This is a genomic window from Candidatus Hinthialibacter antarcticus, from assembly GCA_030765645.1.
Taxonomy (GTDB): Bacteria; Hinthialibacterota; Hinthialibacteria; order Hinthialibacterales; family Hinthialibacteraceae; genus Hinthialibacter; species Hinthialibacter antarcticus.
Window position 1 is genome coordinate 95667 of record JAVCCE010000073.1, and the last position, 19246, is coordinate 114912.

Genomic DNA, 19246 nt, shown 5'->3' on the forward strand with positions numbered 1-19246 from the left:
CGCTGAGTGGATAATAAATTCTCATTAAACACATTCTCTTTATCTTACCCACCCCGCCGTGAACAGACAACGAACGCGCGCGGCATTATTGCAGGACAAACTCACGGGATGAGCCGTCCGCATAATCCAACACGCATTTCATGCGCAACGGCATGGGAATCGGCCCTTCGTAAATGTTATGCACAAACAACAGCAGGCGTTGGTTTCGTGACGGCGGCAGTTTCAATGCGCCGTCATCTTGTTCGCAACGCTGCCCCAGCATATCCAACACGCCAATGGTCATCTGGTGGGGATGTTTGGTTGAAAAGCGCATGTCCGGTTTCTCAGCGCCGGTTTCATCCAGCCCGATTAGATTTAGAGATTTGATCGCGGGTTGTCCGGGTTCCTGGGTGAATTTCAGCATGAAAATCATATCCGTCTTGCCGTCGGGATGATCGCCCAGCGTCCCAACGTGATCGACGTAATTTCCCATGAAGCGCAGCGATTGCGCAAACGGCTGAGCGCCGGGTTGAAGCATCAATCCAATCGGCGCCAGCGCAGCGATAAACAAGACGCCTGACGCAGTATGATGAATAACATTTGCGAATTTGTGAGATAGGGCGGGTATTGAAACCAGCGTCCGGTACAGCGGCGCGACTAACAACAGCAACGCCGTCAACACAAAACAAACGCCGCTGAACGCCAGCGCCGCCGTATCAAACCATTGCGCTTGATATCGCAACTCAAACACGCCGTCACTCGCGGGGAACCCGATGAACTTCCAGGCTTCTTCCGGCTCGCCCCAACGCGCAGGCAACAGTAAATCAATCGGCCCGCTGTTGAGCGTCCCCTGCCATTTGCGGTAGCCCGAGATTCCCAGCCGGAAAAATGAGGTTTCGTTGGTCTCATCAAAACGAAAGCGTAAGGCTCCGTCTTCATCCGGCAAACGCTCAACGGTCCCCGAACCGCTTAAAATCCACGGATGCGCGATGCCCGGCGTACGTTTGTAGACCTTCAGTTTTTCGTTTTCATACCAGGGCTGCATATTTGGTTTCTGATTGATCGCCGGGTCGGGCGCGTCTTTGTCTTCGATAAAGTAATTCACGCCTGCCAGATCAAGAGTCCATTCGTCGGCATACAGAGGCCGCGTACCAAGGACGTTCGCAGGGAGATAGCCTGTCACAAACAAACTGATTGGCGATTTCGCCGCGATGGACGGCATACGCCAGGCGATGTGCGTCAATGCGCGCCCTGGTGGAAATGGACCATCCAGCAACGCGCCCGGCTGATAGGGCGCCTGTTCAGCAAGATGTGTTTTGAATTCCTCAAATGGCTGCCAGAAGCCGTCGCCGGGGATCGAATAGATGCGTTTCAACGAGGGGCGCACTTCCCAAAAGAGGGTCGCTTGCGCCAGATTGCCCGTGAACAAACACGCTGGCATCAGCACCAGAAACAGCCCGACGACAACGCCCGCATCGGTGAACGCTTTTGTTGCATAGTTCTTCCAACCCGTTTGGTGCATCGAAGGCCAAATCCACTCGCTTAAGCCGCGCCATAAACGTTGGATGTGCGCGGATACGATCAATTGCTTCCATAAAGCGGCAACCATGCAAGCCATTAGCAATAAGCAGCCGATTTTTGCGACAGCGAACAAGCGTTCGGTTTGCATGTGAATGAAAAAATCACTGTAAGCATGGAATGAAAATAAATAGCGAGCCGGCTCGGTTCCCAAAAATAAATTCAACAAGATGAAAACCGAGAAGCAAACGATCCACAATTTACGCGATGCGAATCCCCAAGCCAGCGCGGCCAATCCAAACAGCGACAAGTACGGCGCCGCCTCGCGAAAGAACGCCGCTTCGAGCATCAGGCGCCCCGGTTCGGGCATGAAGCGCCCCCAATAACCGTAGGAGAAAATCCAATCGCGGCTCAGCGCAAACGGCAGCCACCAGAACGCCGCCATGCCGTATCCCAGGCAGAAGAACGCCATGCGTTGCAGTGGATTCGCGATACGAGATGGGTCGCGCCAGCCTCGCCCCGCCCAGAGGGCCCAGACAAAAACGATCAGCCACAGTCCGTTGAGAAACACATAAAAGGGATGCAACAGAATGCTGGCAGTGATGCAAATGATGAACTCAAACGCCTGCCATCGCGACTTAGGAAAACGCGGACTGACAAACAACGCGAACGCGTTTACGCACAGCCCCAGCCCGAGTTGCATCGCCCACAAGCCGCCGTCGAGTGCGCTGGGCCAGCTGAAATACCAGTCGCCGCGATCTAAAAACAACAGCGCCAACAGCGCCGCGCCCGCAAGACGACCAAAGTGCATTCGGGCCGCTTTGTACATCAGCAATGCAAAACCGAGATATCCTAAAAAAACAGTGGTTGAATAAACTCGCTCCAATGAAGCCAAACCAAGCGTGAGTATATGCAGCCCGATCACCAGCAGGTTGCCGCCGGGCGGGTAGAGGTCATTGAGTGGGAACCCCATGCCCAGCGCCGAACTCCAACCGCGCAGGCTGCCGTGGTTCCACAGGTTTTGTTCGGTGAGCGCCGCCAGGGTGTAATGAAGCAGGTTGTCGCCCGACGTGCGGATGCCGTCCCATAGCGGGTCGATATCCACCGCAATCATTAAGATGATATAGGACGCGACAATAACGCATTCCAACGCGCAAAACATTCGCTGTTGGGTTTTCGCGCCCGCCTTCGTCATCACGGCAATGGCGGCGATCAAGAGCAGTAGCAACGACGCCGTCGAACGAAACATGACCAAGCCCGCCGCGCCGAACAATGGGTTCGCCGTGGGTTGATTGAGCGCATAGGTCAGTCCGCCCCAAGCGAGCGCAAGCAAACACAACACCGCTCCGAAACGAAACGAGGGCCAGCGGCGCGGCGACGGCGCAAAATTTTGAGGCTGCAGTTCATTCATGGTTTATGAGCGCATTGCGTCAATCGGCGCTCCTACCTTCGGCGTCTTAGTCCGTATTGCTACAATCGGGCTATTCTAAACGAAATTTTTCCTAGAGGAACGCGTCATGAAGTATGAGCCCGTAATCGGCTTTGAAACTCACGTCGAACTTGAAAGCAAAGCGAAAGTATTTAGCGCCGCCCGGCAAGCATTCGGCGGCGAGCCCAATGAATACGTCAACCCCGTCTGTCTGGGCCTTCCAGGGACGTTGCCTGTGCTCAATAAAACGTCGATGGAACTCTCGCTCAAAGTTGCGCTGGCGATGGGCTGTACGATTCCTGAGATTACCGTGTTCGACCGCAAACACTATTACTACCCCGACTTGCCGAAGAACTACCAAATCTCGCAAGAATACGAGCCGCTGGCGCGTGACGGTCAAATCAATATCACCATGCCGGACGGCGTGGAGAAAACCATCCGCATCCACAACATTCACCTCGAAGAAGATGCAGGAAAACTCATCCACGAAAAACGCGGCGGGCGCTGGGTGTCGTTGGTCGACTTGAACCGCGCCGGTTCCAGTCTGCTCGAAATTGTCAGCCAACCCGATATCCGCAGCCGCGAAGAATCCGAAGTGTTTATGGAAACCATGCGCAGCCTGCTGCGCTATCTCGAAGTCAGCGATTGCAAGATGCAGGAAGGTTCGCTGCGTTTTGAATTGAACATCTCGCTGCGTCCCGAAGGGAGGGAAGAGTTCGGTACAAAGGTTGAGATCAAAAACGTCGGTTCGATCAAATCCGTTCTGCGGGCGTTTGATTATGAAGTCGAACGTCAGACCGAAATTCTCGAAGACGGCGGGCGCGTCATTCAAGAAACCCGCCTGTGGGATGACGACCGCAACGAAACCCGCTCCATGCGCGTTAAAGAAGGCGCGAAAGACTACCGCTATTTTCCTGAGCCTGACCTACCGCCGGTTGCGTTAGACCGGGCGTATCTCGACGAATTGCAAACACATCTGCCCGAGCTGCGCGACGCCAAGCGCAAGCGCTTTTTGGTGGATTATAGCCTGCCCGAATATGACGCGGGCGTACTCGCCGCCGACAAGAACGTCGCCAATTATTTTGAAGAATGCTGCAAAGCCCACAACGCCCCCAAGGCGTTCAGCAACTGGATCATGACCTACCTGCTGGCGGAGTTGAAAGACGAAGACAGCGACATCAATGACCTCGCCGTAAAACCAGAACATCTAGCGGAACTCGTCAAACTAATTGAAGACGGAAAGATCAACCAGAACATCGCCAAAAAAGTGTTCCGCGACATGCTCGAAACCGGCAAGACGCCGGGCGCCATCGTCAAAGAAAAAGGCCTCGAAGTCGTCAGTGACAGCGGCGCCCTCGAAGGCTTCATCGAAGAAGTCATCGCGGAGAACCCCGGCCCGGCGGGCGAGTATAAAGAGGGCAAAGACAAAGCGCTCAATTTCCTGCTGGGGCAGGTCATGCGCAAAAGCAAGGGACAAGCCGCCCCCGAACAAGTGCGTGAAATATTTGACAAGAAGTTACGCAGTTAATGGCCTCGCCATTTTTTGTGTTGCACCTTGTAGCGCCGCGAGCCTTAATCCATCACTGAATCTATCGCTGAACCCCTGCCTGCGGCAGGCAGGTTGCCGTAGGCATAGGCAGGTTCGTTCCATTCCGCCTTGGCTCGCCACCCAGGCACTACTTTTCCTGCATGCTTGAAATCTGCTTTTGATAATCCATAATCTCTGTAGGGTGGGATGAATGGGAATGAATCCCACCATTGGGTTTTGTTTCGTTTTTTATGTCTATCTCGATATCATTTTATTGGTGGGTTTCGCTGTGCTCAACGCCACCCTACTTGAAATGTGGATCATTTAGCGGTGGGCTGCTTCGCCTGCCGCAGGCAGGTTTCGCGAGGCCGCCACAAAAAAAGCCCCATGCCTATATCAAGCATGGGGCTTTCGTATTCTAAAGAACTTATCGCTTAGCTGGCGTTGTCGGGAACGACGCCTTCGTCAGCCATGGCTTGTAAGAATTCGTCAGGCTTTTCGTTGAATGCGTCGACGCACGCCGCGCAACACATATAGACTTTCTTGCCTTTAGCGGTTGCTGAAACTTCCTTTGAAATCGCGTGACCTGAAATCGGGCATAAGGTTTGGTCGAGAGTAAGAATGACCGGGGCCGCTTTGCTTTCATTCAATTTGGTTTTGACGGTTTTGATATCTTCGGCAACGGCTTTCTTGCAACCTGCGCAGCACAGGGTGACCAACATATTGTCTTTGATGCCATACATGCCTTCTACAACGGCTTTGCCAGACATGGGGCAATTTTTCTGCACATGATAGCCTTCAGCCAGCGCCGGGTTTTGGCCTTTGGCGCGAAGGGCCTTAATGGCGGACAGCGGGTCTTTTTTGACGCCAGCCGCGCAATCGTCACAGCAAGTGCGGATGTTATAACCCATGAATACATAACCGCTTGTTTCGTTGACCGCGTTGCCGCTCAATGGGCAAACGGTCTGGGTTTCCAGTTTTTCTATTTTCGCCAATGCGGCTTTGATTGAAGCGCTATTATCCGACACCGCTTTTTCTGAGGCGTACGACGGAGCAAACATCACGGCGCAGAGGCCGACTGCCAATACCAACATCAATGCTTTTTTCATTTCAACTTCTCCCTTTATTTGTTTGATTCCCCGCTTTGTGTACTGTACCAAAGATCGTGAGCCAATACAAATTTTATCTATTAAGTAAACTATTATCTTTCTATAGTGCGCTCAAAGCAAGTATTTTTTATCTTTTATCTTTCCGCTGAAAAAAAACTCTTAGAAAACTGACTAATTTAGCCGGATTAACACTTTAGCCGGACTTGAAGGCAAGATACAATGCAAAAACGAATCAAAGTTGACTACGTCACGCAATTTCGCCGCCTTGCTAAAATAAGAGCGGCTAACTGATAGAGGTGTTTGAGGAACAGATATGTCTGAACCCAATCCCGCCCCGTTTTTTCTTAGACGATTCCAATCCTTACTCGGCATCATTCCCGTCGGCGCGTTCTTTGTTGAGCACGGCTTGACCAACGGCCTTGCCTTTTTTCAGGGAATGGAGCATTGGGACGAAGCCGTCGTCTTCATCAACAGTTTGCCGCTGCTTCTGTTCATGGAGATTTTTTTGATCGGCGTACCGATTTTGCTTCACGCGCTGCTTGGTTTCTATATCTGGATTTTCTGTGAACCGAATGTGCAACACTACGGCTACTGGCGCAACTGGCTCTACACCCTGCAGCGATGGACGGGCATCATCGCCATCGTGTTCATCGGCTACCACGTCTACAAGTTGCGTATCGAATGGAAATTCACCACCGATATGCACATTATTGAATCCGGCTATGTAGCGGAATATTTTCAAAAAGAACTCTGGCATGTGATCTTTTACTTTATCGGGATCAGTGCAACCGCGTTTCACTTTGCGAACGGCTTGTGGAACTTCGGCATTAAGTGGGGGCTGACGGTGGGCGAACGCGCTCAAACCGTTTCGGCCTATGTTTGCGCCGCGATTGGCGTGGGCATTTTCTCGTTCTTTATGGCTTCGCTATACGCCTTTTCAACCGCGTAATCTACAAACAAAGGGAGCGTTGCGATCATGGCTCAGTCGCGTTTCATCGTTGTCGGCGGCGGACTCGCTGGTTTGATGACGGTTATTAAATTGGCGGAAGCCGGACACAAGGTCGATCTATTTTCGATTGTCCCCGTGAAACGGTCGCACTCCGTCTGCGCCCAGGGCGGCATCAACGGCGCCGTTAACACCAAGGGCGAAGGCGATTCGCCGGACATTCATTTCTACGATACCGTCAAAGGCGGCGACTTCATCGCCCATCAGGCGTTCTGTAAGGATATGTGCTACAACGCGCCTGCGGTGATTTACCTGATGGACCGCATGGGCGTGACCTTCAACCGCACCGCCGAAGGCATGTTAGATTTTCGCCGATTTGGCGGGACGCTGCATCACCGCACCGCATTCAGCGGCGCGACGACGGGCCAACAATTGTTATACGCCCTCGATGAACAAGTGCGGCGGTATGAAGTCGAAGGCTTAGTCAAAAAATACGAAGGCTTTGAATACCTCGGCATGGTCAAAGATTCAGACGGCTCATGCTGCGGCATCGTCGCCGTTGATATGAACACGCTAGAGATCAAATCGTTCAAAGGCGATGCGGTCTCGCTAGCGACCGGCGGCCCCGGCATGGTGTTTGGGCGTTCGACCAACTCGACCATTAACACTGGCAGCGCGGTCTCATCCGCCTATCAAGAAGGCGTGAAATACGCCAACGGCGAATTTGTCCAGATTCACCCCACGGCGATTCCCGGCACCGACAAACTGCGGCTGATGTCAGAATCCGCGCGCGGCGAAGGCGGTCGGGTGTGGGTTCCCAAGAAAAAAGACGATACCCGCAGCGCCAGTGAGATTCCCGATAGCGAACGCTGGTATTTTCTCGAAGAAAAATATCCGCGCTTCGGCAATTTAGTTCCGCGTGACATTGCTGCGCAGGAAATCTATAACATCTGCGTCAACGAAGGCTACGGCGTTGGCGGCGGCAATATGGTCTTTCTCGACCTGACCCATATCCCCCGTGAAGAGCTCGACCGCAAATTATTCGGCATCATGGAAATCTACGAGAAGTTTGTCGGCGACGATCCGCGCGATCTTCCGATGAAGATTTTCCCGGCGGTGCATTACAGCATGGGCGGCTTGTGGGTCGATTACGAGCGCACCGATGACGGCATGTTAGACCGCAAAAGCCCACGGGTTCACATGACCAACGTCCCTGGTTTGTACGCGATGGGCGAATGTGAATATCAGTACCACGGCGCCAACCGCCTGGGGGCGAACGCGCTGTTGTCTTGCATCTTCTCCGGCATGGTCGGCGGACCGGCTATGGTAGAATACAGCAAGAACCTTAACGGCTCGGCGGACGATAAGCCCAGTTCGATTTATGCGGAGGCCGAACAGAAATGGCGCGACCGTTTCGCTTCTATTTTGAAAATGGAAGGCGAAGAGAATCCGTTTAAGTTGCACCAGGAAATGGGCGAGACGATGATTCGCCGCTGTACCATTGTTCGTGAAAACAAAGACCTCGAAGAAAATGTTCAGTACCTAAACGATTGCAGCGACCGTTGGAAGCAGTGCAGCGTTTTGGATTCCGGTCAGACGCGCAACCAGTCGGCGTTGTTCGTAAACCAATTGTGGAACATGATCGAACTCGCCAAGGTGGTCAACAAGGGCGCGTTGTTGCGTGATGAGTGCCGAGGCAGCCACCTGAAACCTGAATTTAAACTTGAGCAGCCCAAAGACCAAAATTCGCCTGAATATCAAGAATACATGACCAAGTGGAACAAGCAGAATGACGAATGGTTGAAGACGACCATTGCAGAACATTCACCAGATGGGCCGCAGATTTCGTACGAAGCGATAGATACAAGCATCATCAAGCCTGTGCCCCGGCGTTACGACTGATTTTCGCCGAAAGTTATTAGACGCAGCTGCGCCAGCGCGGCTACACTTATTGAGAGAGAACTATCGGAGGTTGTTACATGTCGTCGACAGTTGAAGTCCATGTCAAGCGGCAAGACGGGGCAGGCAAGGAACCGTACTGGCAAAAGTTCCATGTCCCGTATCAATACGGCATGAACGTCATTACCATTTTGCAGGAAATCCAGCGCAACCCGACCGATGCGGACGGGCGCAAAACCACGCCGGTTTCGTGGGACTGCAGCTGCCTCGAAGAGGTGTGCGGCGCATGTACAATGGTAATCAACGGTCATGTTCGGCAATCATGCAGCGCACTTGTTGATAAATTAGAACAACCCATTATTTTAGAGCCGATGCGCAAATTTCCTGTTGTGCGCGACTTGGTGGTTGATCGCGCCCGCATGTTTGAAGCCATGAAGCGCGTCAAAGCCTGGGTGACGGTAGATGGTACTTACAACCTTGGCCCGGCGGAAAAACAACCGCCCAAACAACAACAAGAGCTCTACGAATTTTCCCGTTGCATGACGTGCGGTTGCTGCGTGGATGCGTGCCCGCAATACACCAGCGAAAACACGTTTGTTGGGCCTGCCGCCATCGGACAAACGTTTTTGTTCAACCGTAACAAGGCCGGTAAATTTGAAGAAGAAGACCGTCTCAACACGTTGATGGAAGAAGGCGGCATTCATGAATGCGGCAACGCGCAAAATTGCGTCCGGGTTTGTCCGAAAGATATTCCGCTAACGCGTTCGATTGCGGCGTTGAATAAGGACACATTAAAGCAAGCGCTGAAAAATATGTTTTTGAAATAGAACTAATTTTTCTTTCAATTCTGAATACAACAGAAAAAAACGGCTTGCCAAAGGGCAGGCCGTTTCTGCTATAATGAGAAATAACTTTTGTGTAGGAAAAGCCGATGACAGAGCACGCCGTCAAAGAAGAACTGAAATATACCTACCAGGATTACTGCCTGTTTCCTGAAGATAAGCGCTATGAAATCATCAATGGAGACGCATACATGGTACCTGCGCCCCTGACCCGCCACCAGAAGATTATTGGAAAACTTTATGTGCTAATGGTTGATTATCTTAAGAAATCACCCATTGGAGAAGCGTGGATCGCTCCTGTTGATGTTGTGTTGTCAGAACACGACATTGTTCAGCCCGACCTTTTATTTATTACAAACGAACGAAAATCAATTGTTACCGAAGCCAATGTTCAAGGCGCGCCAGATTGGGTTTGTGAAATACTATCTCCTTCATCCATTGAAAGAGACCGCGATCTGAAATTAAAACTCTACTCGCGACATGGCGTGAAAGAATATTGGATTATCGACCCCGAAGCCCGGAGTATCGAAGTCTATTGCTTTGAAGATAATGTATTGACTCTTAAACAGACTTCACTTTCCGGCTCAGCAGTTAGCTATTTGTTGCCCTTGTTTGAGGCGAGGGTTGATGAAGTGTTTGCAAAAATCGCTTCATCATGATGGACCACGTACAATGACGAATGGCTGCCCGTTTGAACCATCAAAAATCCAACAACTGATCCGCCTGTGGGCCATACGCCTGGGTCTCTTGTTCTTTCTCCTATTCTGGCCGGCGATGTGGTTCATGCGCGTTGCGGGGATTGCTGGCTGGCTGGATGCAGAAACATCAGGCGGCGCGTTGGCGCGGTTTTGTTATTCCATCGTCCATTTTCCACTCACGCTTCCGCCTTATTCATTGACGCCGATGGCGGGCGCGGTGAAGTATCTATTTTTGGGGTTTTTGCTTGGGCTTGTAATTGATTGGGTGCGTTCAAAATGTCAAACGGCGCCTGAAGGTCGTGATGAAGTGAGCGATATAAAAGAAAACGGGGCCGAATAATCAGCCCCGTTTTTGTTTTGTCTATGCAGATTTGATGTTATCCCGCCAAGCCGTCGAGAAAACCTTTCAACCGTTGTGCGCGTAAGGGGTGGCGCAACTTACGGATCGCTTTGGTTTCAATCTGGCGGACGCGTTCGCGGGTGATGCCGAAGCGGTTGCCCACTTCTTCCAACTTGCGGGGTTGCCCGTCATCTAGACCATAGCGAAGACGAAGTACCGCTTCTTCACGCTCGGTGAGTGTTTCCAGCGCTTGTTCAATCTCGCCTTCAAGCGAGGCATGGCTGGCTTCATCAACCGGAGAACTGATCGACCCGTCTTCAATGAAGTCGCCGAGAAAACTATCTTCGCTTTCATTAATCGGCGTTTCTAACGAGACGGCGCGTTGAACGACGCGGGCGAGTTTCATGTATTTCTTTACCGGGATGTCGACGCGGTTTGAAATTTCTTCCGGCGTGGCTTCGCGGCCCAACTCTTGTTGTAATTCTTCCGACGCCTTAATGATGCGGTGCCATGTGCCCTGCAGCCCGACCGGGATGCGGATGTCGTGGGCCTGGCTGGCGCAGGCGCGGGAAATCGCCTGGCGAATCCACCAAGTGGCGTAGGTGCTGAACTTAAAGCCGAGCAGGTGGTCGAATTTCTCCGCCGCGCGCATCAGGCCGATGTTGCCCTCTTGGATCAAGTCGAGCAGGTGGACGCCGCGATGGCGAAAGCCTTTGGCGACCGAAACCACCAAACGTAAGTTGGCGCGCACCAAATCCATCTTGGCGCGTTGTGCTTCTTTTTCGCCCTTGCGGATAATCTTGACCGCGCGGAACAAACGATAAGGATCGTCGTTTGCGTCAAAAAGCGATTGCAAAATGTCTTTCGAGTCCGTCAGTTTTTTGATCTCTTTGTGCACGTCTTCTTTTTTTAAATGAGAAACCATGCACAACTGGCGGATCGATTTGTCGGTGTGTTTATCTTTTGACGCCAAACGGTCCGACTGTTTCGGCGTGAGTTTAAACAGGTTTTCGATACGCTCGCACTCTTTGATGGCGCGGTCGGCGCGAAAGGCGCGGCGCTTGAGGTCGTCGGCGGATTCCTGAACGGTTTCGGGAGCGAAGGCGATTTTATAGAGGTCTTCGCCCGCTTTCTCAAAGAGTTCTCTCGATTCGTCAGGATTTTTGGTCATGATTTCGATGGCTTTAAGCGTCTTCGTGTGTACGCGGTCCAGTTTACGCTTTAAGCCGCCGATGAAGCGATTGACTTCGCGCTCGGTTTTGGCGTTTTCCGGCACGGAGTTCATTACAACGTCGAGGCGGCGCTTGCCTTTTTTGATGCCTTCAACGATTGCTTGCAGAAATTCGACAGCCTGTACGCTACGGACAACGCCGATGCAGATTTTTTTGCGGCCATCTTGCATGCGTTGAGAAATTTCTTGTTCGTCTTCTTTTGTGAGAAGAGGGATACTGCCGATTTCACGAAGATAGAGACGCAAACTGTTATGGGCGGCTCGCCGGGAATTGCGAAGCGCCTTGCTATCCAATTCACCTTCAACCGGACGGGCGATAGACGGGAGAAAAAGTTGTTCTTCTTCCTCGTCAACTTCTAGGGTGAAATTGATTGATTCGTCATCTAAGAAATCTTCGTCTTTGTACAGGCTGGTGCTCGCTAGACTAAACGTCATTGCAGCCTTCTCCTTCTTGAAACATGGATTCAGAAAATTCGTTCTCGTTCGCTTCGTTTCCCTCAACCAAACTAACGAATGGAACTGAAATTGATTACGCTACGACTGAGTTGGCGGCAGGCCTGCAAGATGGCTGGAGCACGTTGAGTCCATCGTCTTTTGGCGCCAGCCATTTCGAGCTACCATGCGACCCGCTTGAGTCATTCGCAATATCTGCGATGGTCATTCGCCGCAATACATCTAACATGCTCTGTTGCGCTTCATGAAACAGGTTCACGAGTGAGCAACCGTCTTGCATCTCGCAACCGCGTTCTTCCCAAAGGCAGGTATATTGCGCGGCGTCGGTGTCTATCGCCATTACGATGTCGGCGATGGTGATTTCTCCGGGAGGACGTTTAAAGACGAAACCGCCTTTTTTGCCTCGGATCGACTTTAGAATTCCTGACTTGGTTAGCCAGTGCATCACACGCGCTAAATAGGTTTCCGACGCATGAACGCTTTTGGCTAAGTCTTTTATTTGTATGGGTTGCTGATTGTCGTTGCGCGCCATATACCATAGGGCGTGCAGAGCCATATCAACACTTTGTGTAAACCTCATCGAACTATTCCTAATTTAAGATGACAATGGTTGTCTGGTTTTTAGACGCCATCCTAGATGAAAATACGCTTGGAGACAACTTGATGGCTGGCAAAGATGAGGGAATAATCCGTATGTGGCCTCAATTTCTTGTTGAATTGATGCAACCATATAAAAATATATCAGATATTCGCTAATGTGTAACCCTTTATCTTAGATTTTTTACATAATTTATTTAGTGGATGTTTTGTGATTATAAGTTTAATTCTTTGAACAAGTTAAGTTTTTTTTGATTCGGTGAATTCAACAGAGTCGATGAAAAAAAAGTTCGATTGAATCGTAAAATCTGTGCATAGGCAAAAAATGGACGAAAAGTCATACAAATTTGATCGCATGCAATTATTCCTGACTCGGCTGTCTGTGAGCATATATATATTTGTCGGTGTTGCCGCTGTTTCTGCGCAAGAACTCGATCAGTGGTTGTTGTTACGGTGGCCGCTTCGTGAGGCGACAAGCATCGGAGAAGAAATCGCTACCGCTGATTTTGAAAACGCTTGGCACGAAAACCGCATCTATCGCCATGTTCAAAAACCTCTGCATATCATTGAGCCATCCAGCGATTCGTTAGCCGAATATCTTGACCAACTACGAGATTTTCAGCCCCAATGCGTCGAGGCGGATTGGGAATTTGCCCAAGCCCATCTCAATTCGGCGGATGTTATGTATGTTCCGGTGCTCCGATTTCGCCGACCGTTTCAGATACAAGCCGAATTGATCCGGGAACTGTCCGGTTCTCCCGCAACAAATTTACTCGGCGTCGTTTCTCCTGATTTTTCGATAGGCGGCGGCATCCAAATTGCCCGGATGCAAGAACAAGGCGGCCCTGACATCCAATGGCATTCGTTCGCGTCGCCGCGAGAAACGTTACGACAACTTTTTGTTGGCGCGATCCACGCTGCAGCAGTCCCGGAGGGGTATTATGATCTGCTACTTCGGGAGATGGGGCGGACGGACCTGACCGACCGGTTTGAGCGAGAACGGTTCCCGGCTGAAACGCTTCGCGTGTATTGGCTTCGTGAAGATGTATATCGAGACCTGTTTTTGAGAACAATTATCACGGAGACGTGGTTGAGAGACCGCTTTGCGAGTCGGCTCGAACGCTTTGCGAATGATTCAGTCCGCGCCTCCGATTAAATCGGTTACAATATTTTATCTCTATTATTGATTGCGACGCCCATGATGATGGAAACAAACCTAGCATCCACCCAATCGCACAACCCCATTTTGATCATTGATATCGAAGGGCGAATTGTCGATGGCAACCCCGCGACCCGCTCGTTTGTGGGAACCGAACAAACAACCATTCAGTCATTGACCACGAACGCCGATTCGTTATTTGCGGCGATTCAAGAATCAAGCCAATCCAAACAGCCGGTTTCGGCGCATGTGAAATTTCATGAACAAGAATATGAAACCTTTGTTCGGATCGTTCCCCTGTCATTCGGAGCGCAGCCAGGCGTCGAACACTTTCTGCTTGAAATAGAGTCGGAACACGGTGACTTGCAACGCCTCGAAGAAGCCGCCCGCAGCAACGACCAGCGCGTATTAAAGCTGAGTGAGCAACTGGCGTTTGTGACCCGCGAACTCTTAGATAAAACCACCCAACTCGCCGAACAAAAAAGCAAAACCGAAGCCATTATTAATGGTATGGATGAAGGCCTGTTGGGATGCGACGAAACCGGCGCCATCGTGCAATTCAATGATGTTGCGGGGCGCTTGTTGCAACTGAGCCGGGCGTCGGTCTTGCGTAAGTTGCTACATGAAGTTTGCCCGGTGGTGTCAACGGCGGTGGGGTATTCTCCTGATGAGCCGTCATCGGTTAAAAAACGCAACATCAATTTGACCATCGCCGGGAGGGACGTTCGTATATTCTCTTCGCCGATTGTGGAAGATGAGCGCTTCGTCGGGTTTGTCTTGATCCTACTCGATCGTACCAAACAAGCGGAACTCGACCGCTTGAAAGCCGACTTGATTTCAATCGTTTCTCACGAGATGCGCTCGCCGCTGACTTCGATCAAAGGGTATATTGATTTGATCCTTGGCGGCGATTTGGGCGACGCGCCGGATCCATTAAAAAATTATCTGACCATTGTTTCACAAAACGCCAACCGCTTAGCGTCGCTCATTGACGACATGCTTGATCTGTCCCGGCTTGAATCCGGCAAACTCAGCATGACGTTCGGCAAAGTGGATGTGAACTTTTTATGCGAATATGTGTTTTTGTCGCATAAGCCCCAAGCCGATCAGAAGAAGATCGCTCTCGTTCGCGAAACCGATGAGAATTTATTTATTTCCGGCGATAATGACCGCTTGCAACAGGCGCTGACGAATTTGGTCTCGAATGCGATCAAGTACACGCCGGACGGCGGCGCCGTGGAGATTCGCGCCTCCCGTGAAGGAGAGGGCGTTGTGGTTCGGGTCGTCGATAACGGATTTGGAATTAGCCAGGCCGACCAGCAACGGCTGTTTCAAAAGTTCTTCCGCGTGAAGAATGCGCAAACGCGCCATATCGGCGGGACGGGGCTTGGCCTATGTATCACCCGGACGATTATTGAAGCGCATCACGGACATATCTCGCTTGACTCAGATGAAGGGAAGGGTTCGACCTTCTCCATGCACTTTCCCGCGTATCATGCTTAGAGCGTTTGTCAAAATTACTTAATCGTTTGCTGCGTATGGCATGAGTACATCATAGCGTTCCACCTATACATACAAAAACGCGAGGCTTTCGCCCCGCGTGCGGGAGTGTTGAAACCAACCGCCATACTATACTCTCAGGCCGTCAGGTCGATTTTGTCGCTTCCCTTGGGAGCATTTTGAGCGCTCTGTTGGGGCTGCGGCGTAGAGGCTTCGGCCTTGGCGACCGGTTGAACCGCTCCTTCGGCGACTTTGACGCCGTTGGCGCGTGAGCCAATTGAGAAAACCAACTGTGATACGGCTTGTGTTCCGGAAACGCCATCCTGAGACATAATACTCTCCTTCCACTGCGATAAGACCGACGAGCGGAACGGTTAGGCTCCGCTCATCGGCCTCGCTCACCTCTCTAGCCGAGAAGTTGTAGGAATCCCTGACTTTGAAAATTCGCCTGCGCGAGGACGGATACGCCCGCCTGTAACAGGACCTGGTTCTGAGTGAATCGGGTTGTTTCCGCCGCGATATCTGCGTCGCGAATTCGTGATTCAGACGCCGTCAAGTTTTCGGATGCAACAGTCAAATTCGAGACGGTTGATTCGAGACGGTTGGTCGCCGCGCCGAGAATTGAACGCGTACGGTTTACTTGGTCGAGCGCTTCGTCAATGATGCGAATTGCTTCGTTGGCGCCAGTTAAGTTGGTGATGTCGATGTTAGACACCGTTCGTCCACTGTCGCGGCCAAAGCCCAAGTTGTCTGAGCGAAGATCGCCCAGAGAGAACTTGATGTTTTGGTCTGCGCCGGAACCGATCTGGAAATTCAAGCCTTTGTTGACGGTTGAGATCAAGACCGTAAAGCCCGGGTCGCTGCCCGTAAACGTACTGGTGACATCGATGACGTCATCGAAGTCGAAGGTAACAAATTTAGCCGCCTCGCCGCCTGTGGTTTGCGACAAGAAGACGACGTCTTGGTCGCCCGCCTGGAAGGTCACTTCCGGCCCGCCGTTGAGTTTACCTGCATATAAGTCGCGTTGGTTCTCAAAATTGTCGACGCCGGTTGTGAAACCACTGCCGACGCGAAGCGTAACTTGAGGCGACGGTACGCCCTCTGCGGTTGATTCTTCACCAAACAGAGTAACCACGTCGCCCGCTTGTGCGCGTATGGCTTCACCGCCATCAATACGGAACGTGGCGGATTCAGCAAATCCTTCTTTGATCAGATTGCCGTCATCTTGGATGGTGGAATTGCTTGTTCGGGCGCCGCCAGAGGAGAAATTGAAAGTCAATGTGAAGTTTGACTGTGAATCTGTCTGGCCTAAATCGTCAATTAACTGAACTTGACCTCCAGCCGTAAACGTAAAGAGCGCGTTTTCAAAGCGGGTTTGGATGCCGTCTGTTGCGCCCGTAGCCGTAGCGTCATAGTCGCGGGTCCTGAAATTCAGTTCCGAGACTAAACCTGAGATGCTTGAGAATGTGAAGTCATTCAAATCAGTGTCAAAGTCTCCCGCGCCAGGAACCGGGTTAAACGTAAACGTACTTTGGAAGGTATTGCCGTCCGAGGTTGTCCCTGTGAAGTCAACCGTGTCGCCTGTACGAAGCGTTGTACCGCCTGTAAACACGCCGCTGACAAAGGTTCCATTCAATAACATCGTGTTACTGTTACCCGATGTAGTTAATGAAGTCGTTTTGTCGAGAATCGCGCCATTGCCGTCACGGAAGATCAGGGAGTTTTCAACAATACGCTGTTGGGCGGATTGGACGTCTTCAACTTGGATGTCAAATTCACCGTCAGCAAACGTTGAACCCGTAATTGCGGTGACTAAGTTTCCGACTTGGCCTTGTCCTGCCAATGCGCTTTGGTTTCCAATTTCTTGTGCGCGAGCGACGCCGTTTGAGCTTGTTTTAATGTCACCATTCGCATTGACCAAACTGATGTTCAATGTCGCTTCACTAAAGGCCGTTTGGCTGCTTCGTAGTAAAATACGGCCTTGGTTAGAGCCGCTTGTTGCTGCGCTGGCGATTGTTCTAAATTCGCTTGGAACATTAGACGTACCGCCAAACAATGCTGCTTCAGCGTCAGCAATAGCTGTTCCAACTGCTGAAACAAACGCACCGAACGTGATGCTGGTCCCGACGTGGTTAACGCTTATCGCGCCGTTAAACGCGGTCACGCCATCAGAGAGCACACCAGTAAACGTAAAAATGTCGGTTCGGGCGAGCGAAACACCACTAAAGAACGAAACGTCTTGTAAGTTATCGCCCGTTGCGTTTAGTCCGGTTGCCGCCGTGCTTTGAAGTCCGACTGCGCCTTCAGTGAATAGAGCGAGACTGACAGCGACATCACTCTGATTGGTGATGCCTGTGTTCAAAATTTGCTGGGCGCCAGCTGCTTCGCCAGCGGTGATTTGCTTAAAGCCGTCTTTCATTTGGCGGATGTTTAAGAACGCGGTTCCGTTGCCCAGGTTGCTAGCGACGGGGGAAACGTCTAGGTTGGCGCCAACATTTTGGACGCCGTTCTTTAATTCAGAAGTAATCGAAAAATCGCCTTTAAGCAGAAAGTTGTTACTAAACAAGGTTGTATTGGCGATTCGAGTGATTTCGTCAATACTTTGAAAAACTTCGTCTTGCAGCGCAGAACGCGCGCCGAAGTCGTTGACGCCTGTGTTGGCTGCTTGCAGCGCCAATTCACGAATACGGCTCAGGCGGTTTGTGGTTTCGTCGAGTGCGCCTTCCGCCACGCTGATGACGTTGATGCCGTCTTGCGCGTTGGCAATGGCGACGTTCAAGCCTTGGCTTTGCGTCCGAAGACGGTTGGCGACTGTTAAGCCCGCTGCGTCATCGCCCGCTCTGTTGATTCGTAAACCGGAAGACAGACGTTCGATTGAACGTTGTAAGTTTAAGCCTGTTTGATTGACATTTCTCTGTGCTGATAGAGAAGTGACATTGGTTGCAATTCGATTGATTCCCATCGGTAGTGTCCTCCTTGAGACTCTGGCCCCGGCATCCAATGCCGGGTGCAAAACGCACGTGGCCTTAAACGCTCGGGCGATAGGAACCGATTAGCTGTTTCTCTCTGCGACCGCATGTAGAGAGAACCCGCTAAGCGCCTACGCGAGCGCCTTCGTTTATTGGTACTGCATGTCGATGGGTGAGTGTTGAAACTGGAGGAACGCGTACTGGCGTTTCTCATGCGTCCGAATTAAAGGTTTCCGAGGCCTTGTTCGAGCAGACGGACGAAGTCATTCAGCCCTCACCGACTTCTTGGCTAGATTCTGAGTTGAGCACCTCCTTTTGTTCTGTTTACAAGTTTCTATTTTTTATTTGCAATTTGTAGGGAAAAATTCCAACAAATTTGTTAATTATTTTGTTCATTCAGCCGATAATACTAACCAACATTAGATTGAATCGGAAATAACTTTTCGATATAATATCTAAGGGTTATCTCACTCTCGTTTTTCTTGTTGTTCGATGGTTTCCGAGGCCTTGTTCGAGTAGACGGACGAAGTGATTTAGCCCTTTTTTTTGCCTGTTTTTAGGGGTTTTTATCATTTTCTTCCGTCTCTTTCAGCCTTGATTCAATCTGTTTTTTGTAAGGGGGCGTCCCGTTTGCGTTTTCTTGGAGTTTCCCCTTGTCGCTTATAGTTGTCGGCGGGTTAATAGAAAACTTGAGAAAAAATTTAATCAATTTGAGAGTTTTATTGTTTGGAACTCTATCAAGGCTTGAGGATGAGAATTTTGGTTCTTCCGTAAATGGTGTACTAAATTGAAATTTCTAGAAACCATCTAATAGTCATGGGTACAACCCTGCTCGCTTCAGTGCCAATGTCATTGACTTAAGGGGTGGCAAGGGCAAGGCGTCGCGAAGCGACGGCAGCCCTTGAAATATTGCTTGAATGTATTGCTTTGTTTGTGCTGTTTTGATATCCCCCCCTGGCGCTTTCAGCGCCGTCCCCCTTAATAAGGGGGGCTAAAAGTCTTAAGTCAATTACATTGGCTTCAGTGCGGGCTTTCAGGCCCTTATGCAC

Annotated in this window: 15 protein-coding genes; 8 read left to right on the forward strand and 7 right to left on the reverse strand. The window is 51.0% G+C overall.

Going from position 1 to position 19246, the window contains the following annotated elements:
* Positions 1-85: 85 nt before the first annotated feature.
* The gene (locus P9L94_18790; GenBank protein ID MDP8246137.1) at positions 86-2908 is read right to left on the reverse strand and encodes a hypothetical protein; all 2823 of its coding nucleotides are present in this window, start codon (positions 2906-2908) and stop codon (positions 86-88) included.
* A gap of 106 nt (positions 2909-3014) precedes the next feature.
* On the opposite strand from P9L94_18790, the gene gatB reads away from it, so the two are divergent.
* Positions 3015-4454 carry an Asp-tRNA(Asn)/Glu-tRNA(Gln) amidotransferase subunit GatB gene (gatB, locus tag P9L94_18795; protein ID MDP8246138.1) on the forward strand — a complete coding sequence of 480 codons (1440 nt, stop codon included), beginning with the start codon at positions 3015-3017 and terminating at the stop codon, positions 4452-4454.
* 434 nt (positions 4455-4888) lie between these two features.
* On the opposite strand, the gene P9L94_18800 is transcribed toward gatB, so the two are convergent.
* On the reverse strand, positions 4889-5563 hold the full coding sequence (locus tag P9L94_18800) for a hypothetical protein (GenBank protein ID MDP8246139.1): 675 nt from the start codon (positions 5561-5563) through the stop codon (positions 4889-4891).
* A gap of 313 nt (positions 5564-5876) precedes the next feature.
* On the opposite strand from P9L94_18800, the gene P9L94_18805 reads away from it, so the two are divergent.
* The 5 genes from P9L94_18805 to P9L94_18825 all read left to right on the forward strand — a co-directional run bounded on the left by P9L94_18805 (position 5877) and on the right by P9L94_18825 (position 10288).
* Positions 5877-6512, forward strand: a complete 636-nt coding sequence (locus P9L94_18805; GenBank protein MDP8246140.1) for a hypothetical protein — start codon at positions 5877-5879, stop codon at positions 6510-6512.
* 27 nt (positions 6513-6539) lie between these two features.
* Positions 6540-8411: a succinate dehydrogenase flavoprotein subunit gene (sdhA, locus tag P9L94_18810; GenBank protein ID MDP8246141.1), complete on the forward strand. Its 1872-nt coding sequence runs from the start codon at positions 6540-6542 to the stop codon at positions 8409-8411.
* Positions 8412-8488: 77 nt separating this feature from the next.
* Positions 8489-9235, forward strand: coding sequence for a succinate dehydrogenase iron-sulfur subunit (sdhB, locus tag P9L94_18815; GenBank protein MDP8246142.1), 747 nt, complete (start codon positions 8489-8491; stop codon positions 9233-9235).
* 104 nt (positions 9236-9339) lie between these two features.
* Positions 9340-9909 (forward strand): Uma2 family endonuclease, encoded by a 570-nt coding sequence (locus P9L94_18820; GenBank protein MDP8246143.1) that lies wholly within the window; start codon positions 9340-9342, stop codon positions 9907-9909.
* 13 nt (positions 9910-9922) lie between these two features.
* Positions 9923-10288 carry a hypothetical protein gene (locus P9L94_18825; GenBank protein ID MDP8246144.1) on the forward strand — a complete coding sequence of 122 codons (366 nt, stop codon included), beginning with the start codon at positions 9923-9925 and terminating at the stop codon, positions 10286-10288.
* Between the two features lie 37 nt (positions 10289-10325).
* Here the strand turns inward: P9L94_18825 and P9L94_18830 are convergent, their stop codons facing one another.
* On the reverse strand, positions 10326-11954 hold the full coding sequence (locus P9L94_18830; protein MDP8246145.1) for a sigma-70 family RNA polymerase sigma factor: 1629 nt from the start codon (positions 11952-11954) through the stop codon (positions 10326-10328).
* A gap of 94 nt (positions 11955-12048) precedes the next feature.
* Positions 12049-12552, reverse strand: coding sequence for an Rrf2 family transcriptional regulator (locus tag P9L94_18835; GenBank protein ID MDP8246146.1), 504 nt, complete (start codon positions 12550-12552; stop codon positions 12049-12051).
* Between the two features lie 399 nt (positions 12553-12951).
* On the opposite strand from P9L94_18835, the gene P9L94_18840 reads away from it, so the two are divergent.
* Positions 12952-13725: a hypothetical protein gene (locus P9L94_18840; protein MDP8246147.1), complete on the forward strand. Its 774-nt coding sequence runs from the start codon at positions 12952-12954 to the stop codon at positions 13723-13725.
* Between the two features lie 42 nt (positions 13726-13767).
* Positions 13768-15231, forward strand: coding sequence for an ATP-binding protein (locus P9L94_18845; protein MDP8246148.1), 1464 nt, complete (start codon positions 13768-13770; stop codon positions 15229-15231).
* Positions 15232-15365: 134 nt separating this feature from the next.
* Here P9L94_18845 and P9L94_18850 read toward each other — a convergent pair whose 3' ends face one another.
* The 3 genes from P9L94_18850 to P9L94_18860 form a co-directional block, all read right to left on the reverse strand.
* Entirely contained in the window at positions 15366-15560 is a 195-nt protein-coding gene (locus tag P9L94_18850) for a hypothetical protein (protein ID MDP8246149.1), read from the reverse strand.
* 74 nt (positions 15561-15634) lie between these two features.
* Positions 15635-18190: a flagellin gene (locus tag P9L94_18855; protein MDP8246150.1), complete on the reverse strand. Its 2556-nt coding sequence runs from the start codon at positions 18188-18190 to the stop codon at positions 15635-15637.
* An 864-nt stretch (positions 18191-19054) separates the two neighbouring features.
* The coding region (locus tag P9L94_18860) for a hypothetical protein (GenBank protein ID MDP8246151.1) at positions 19055-19246 on the reverse strand (192 nt) is incomplete at its 5' end.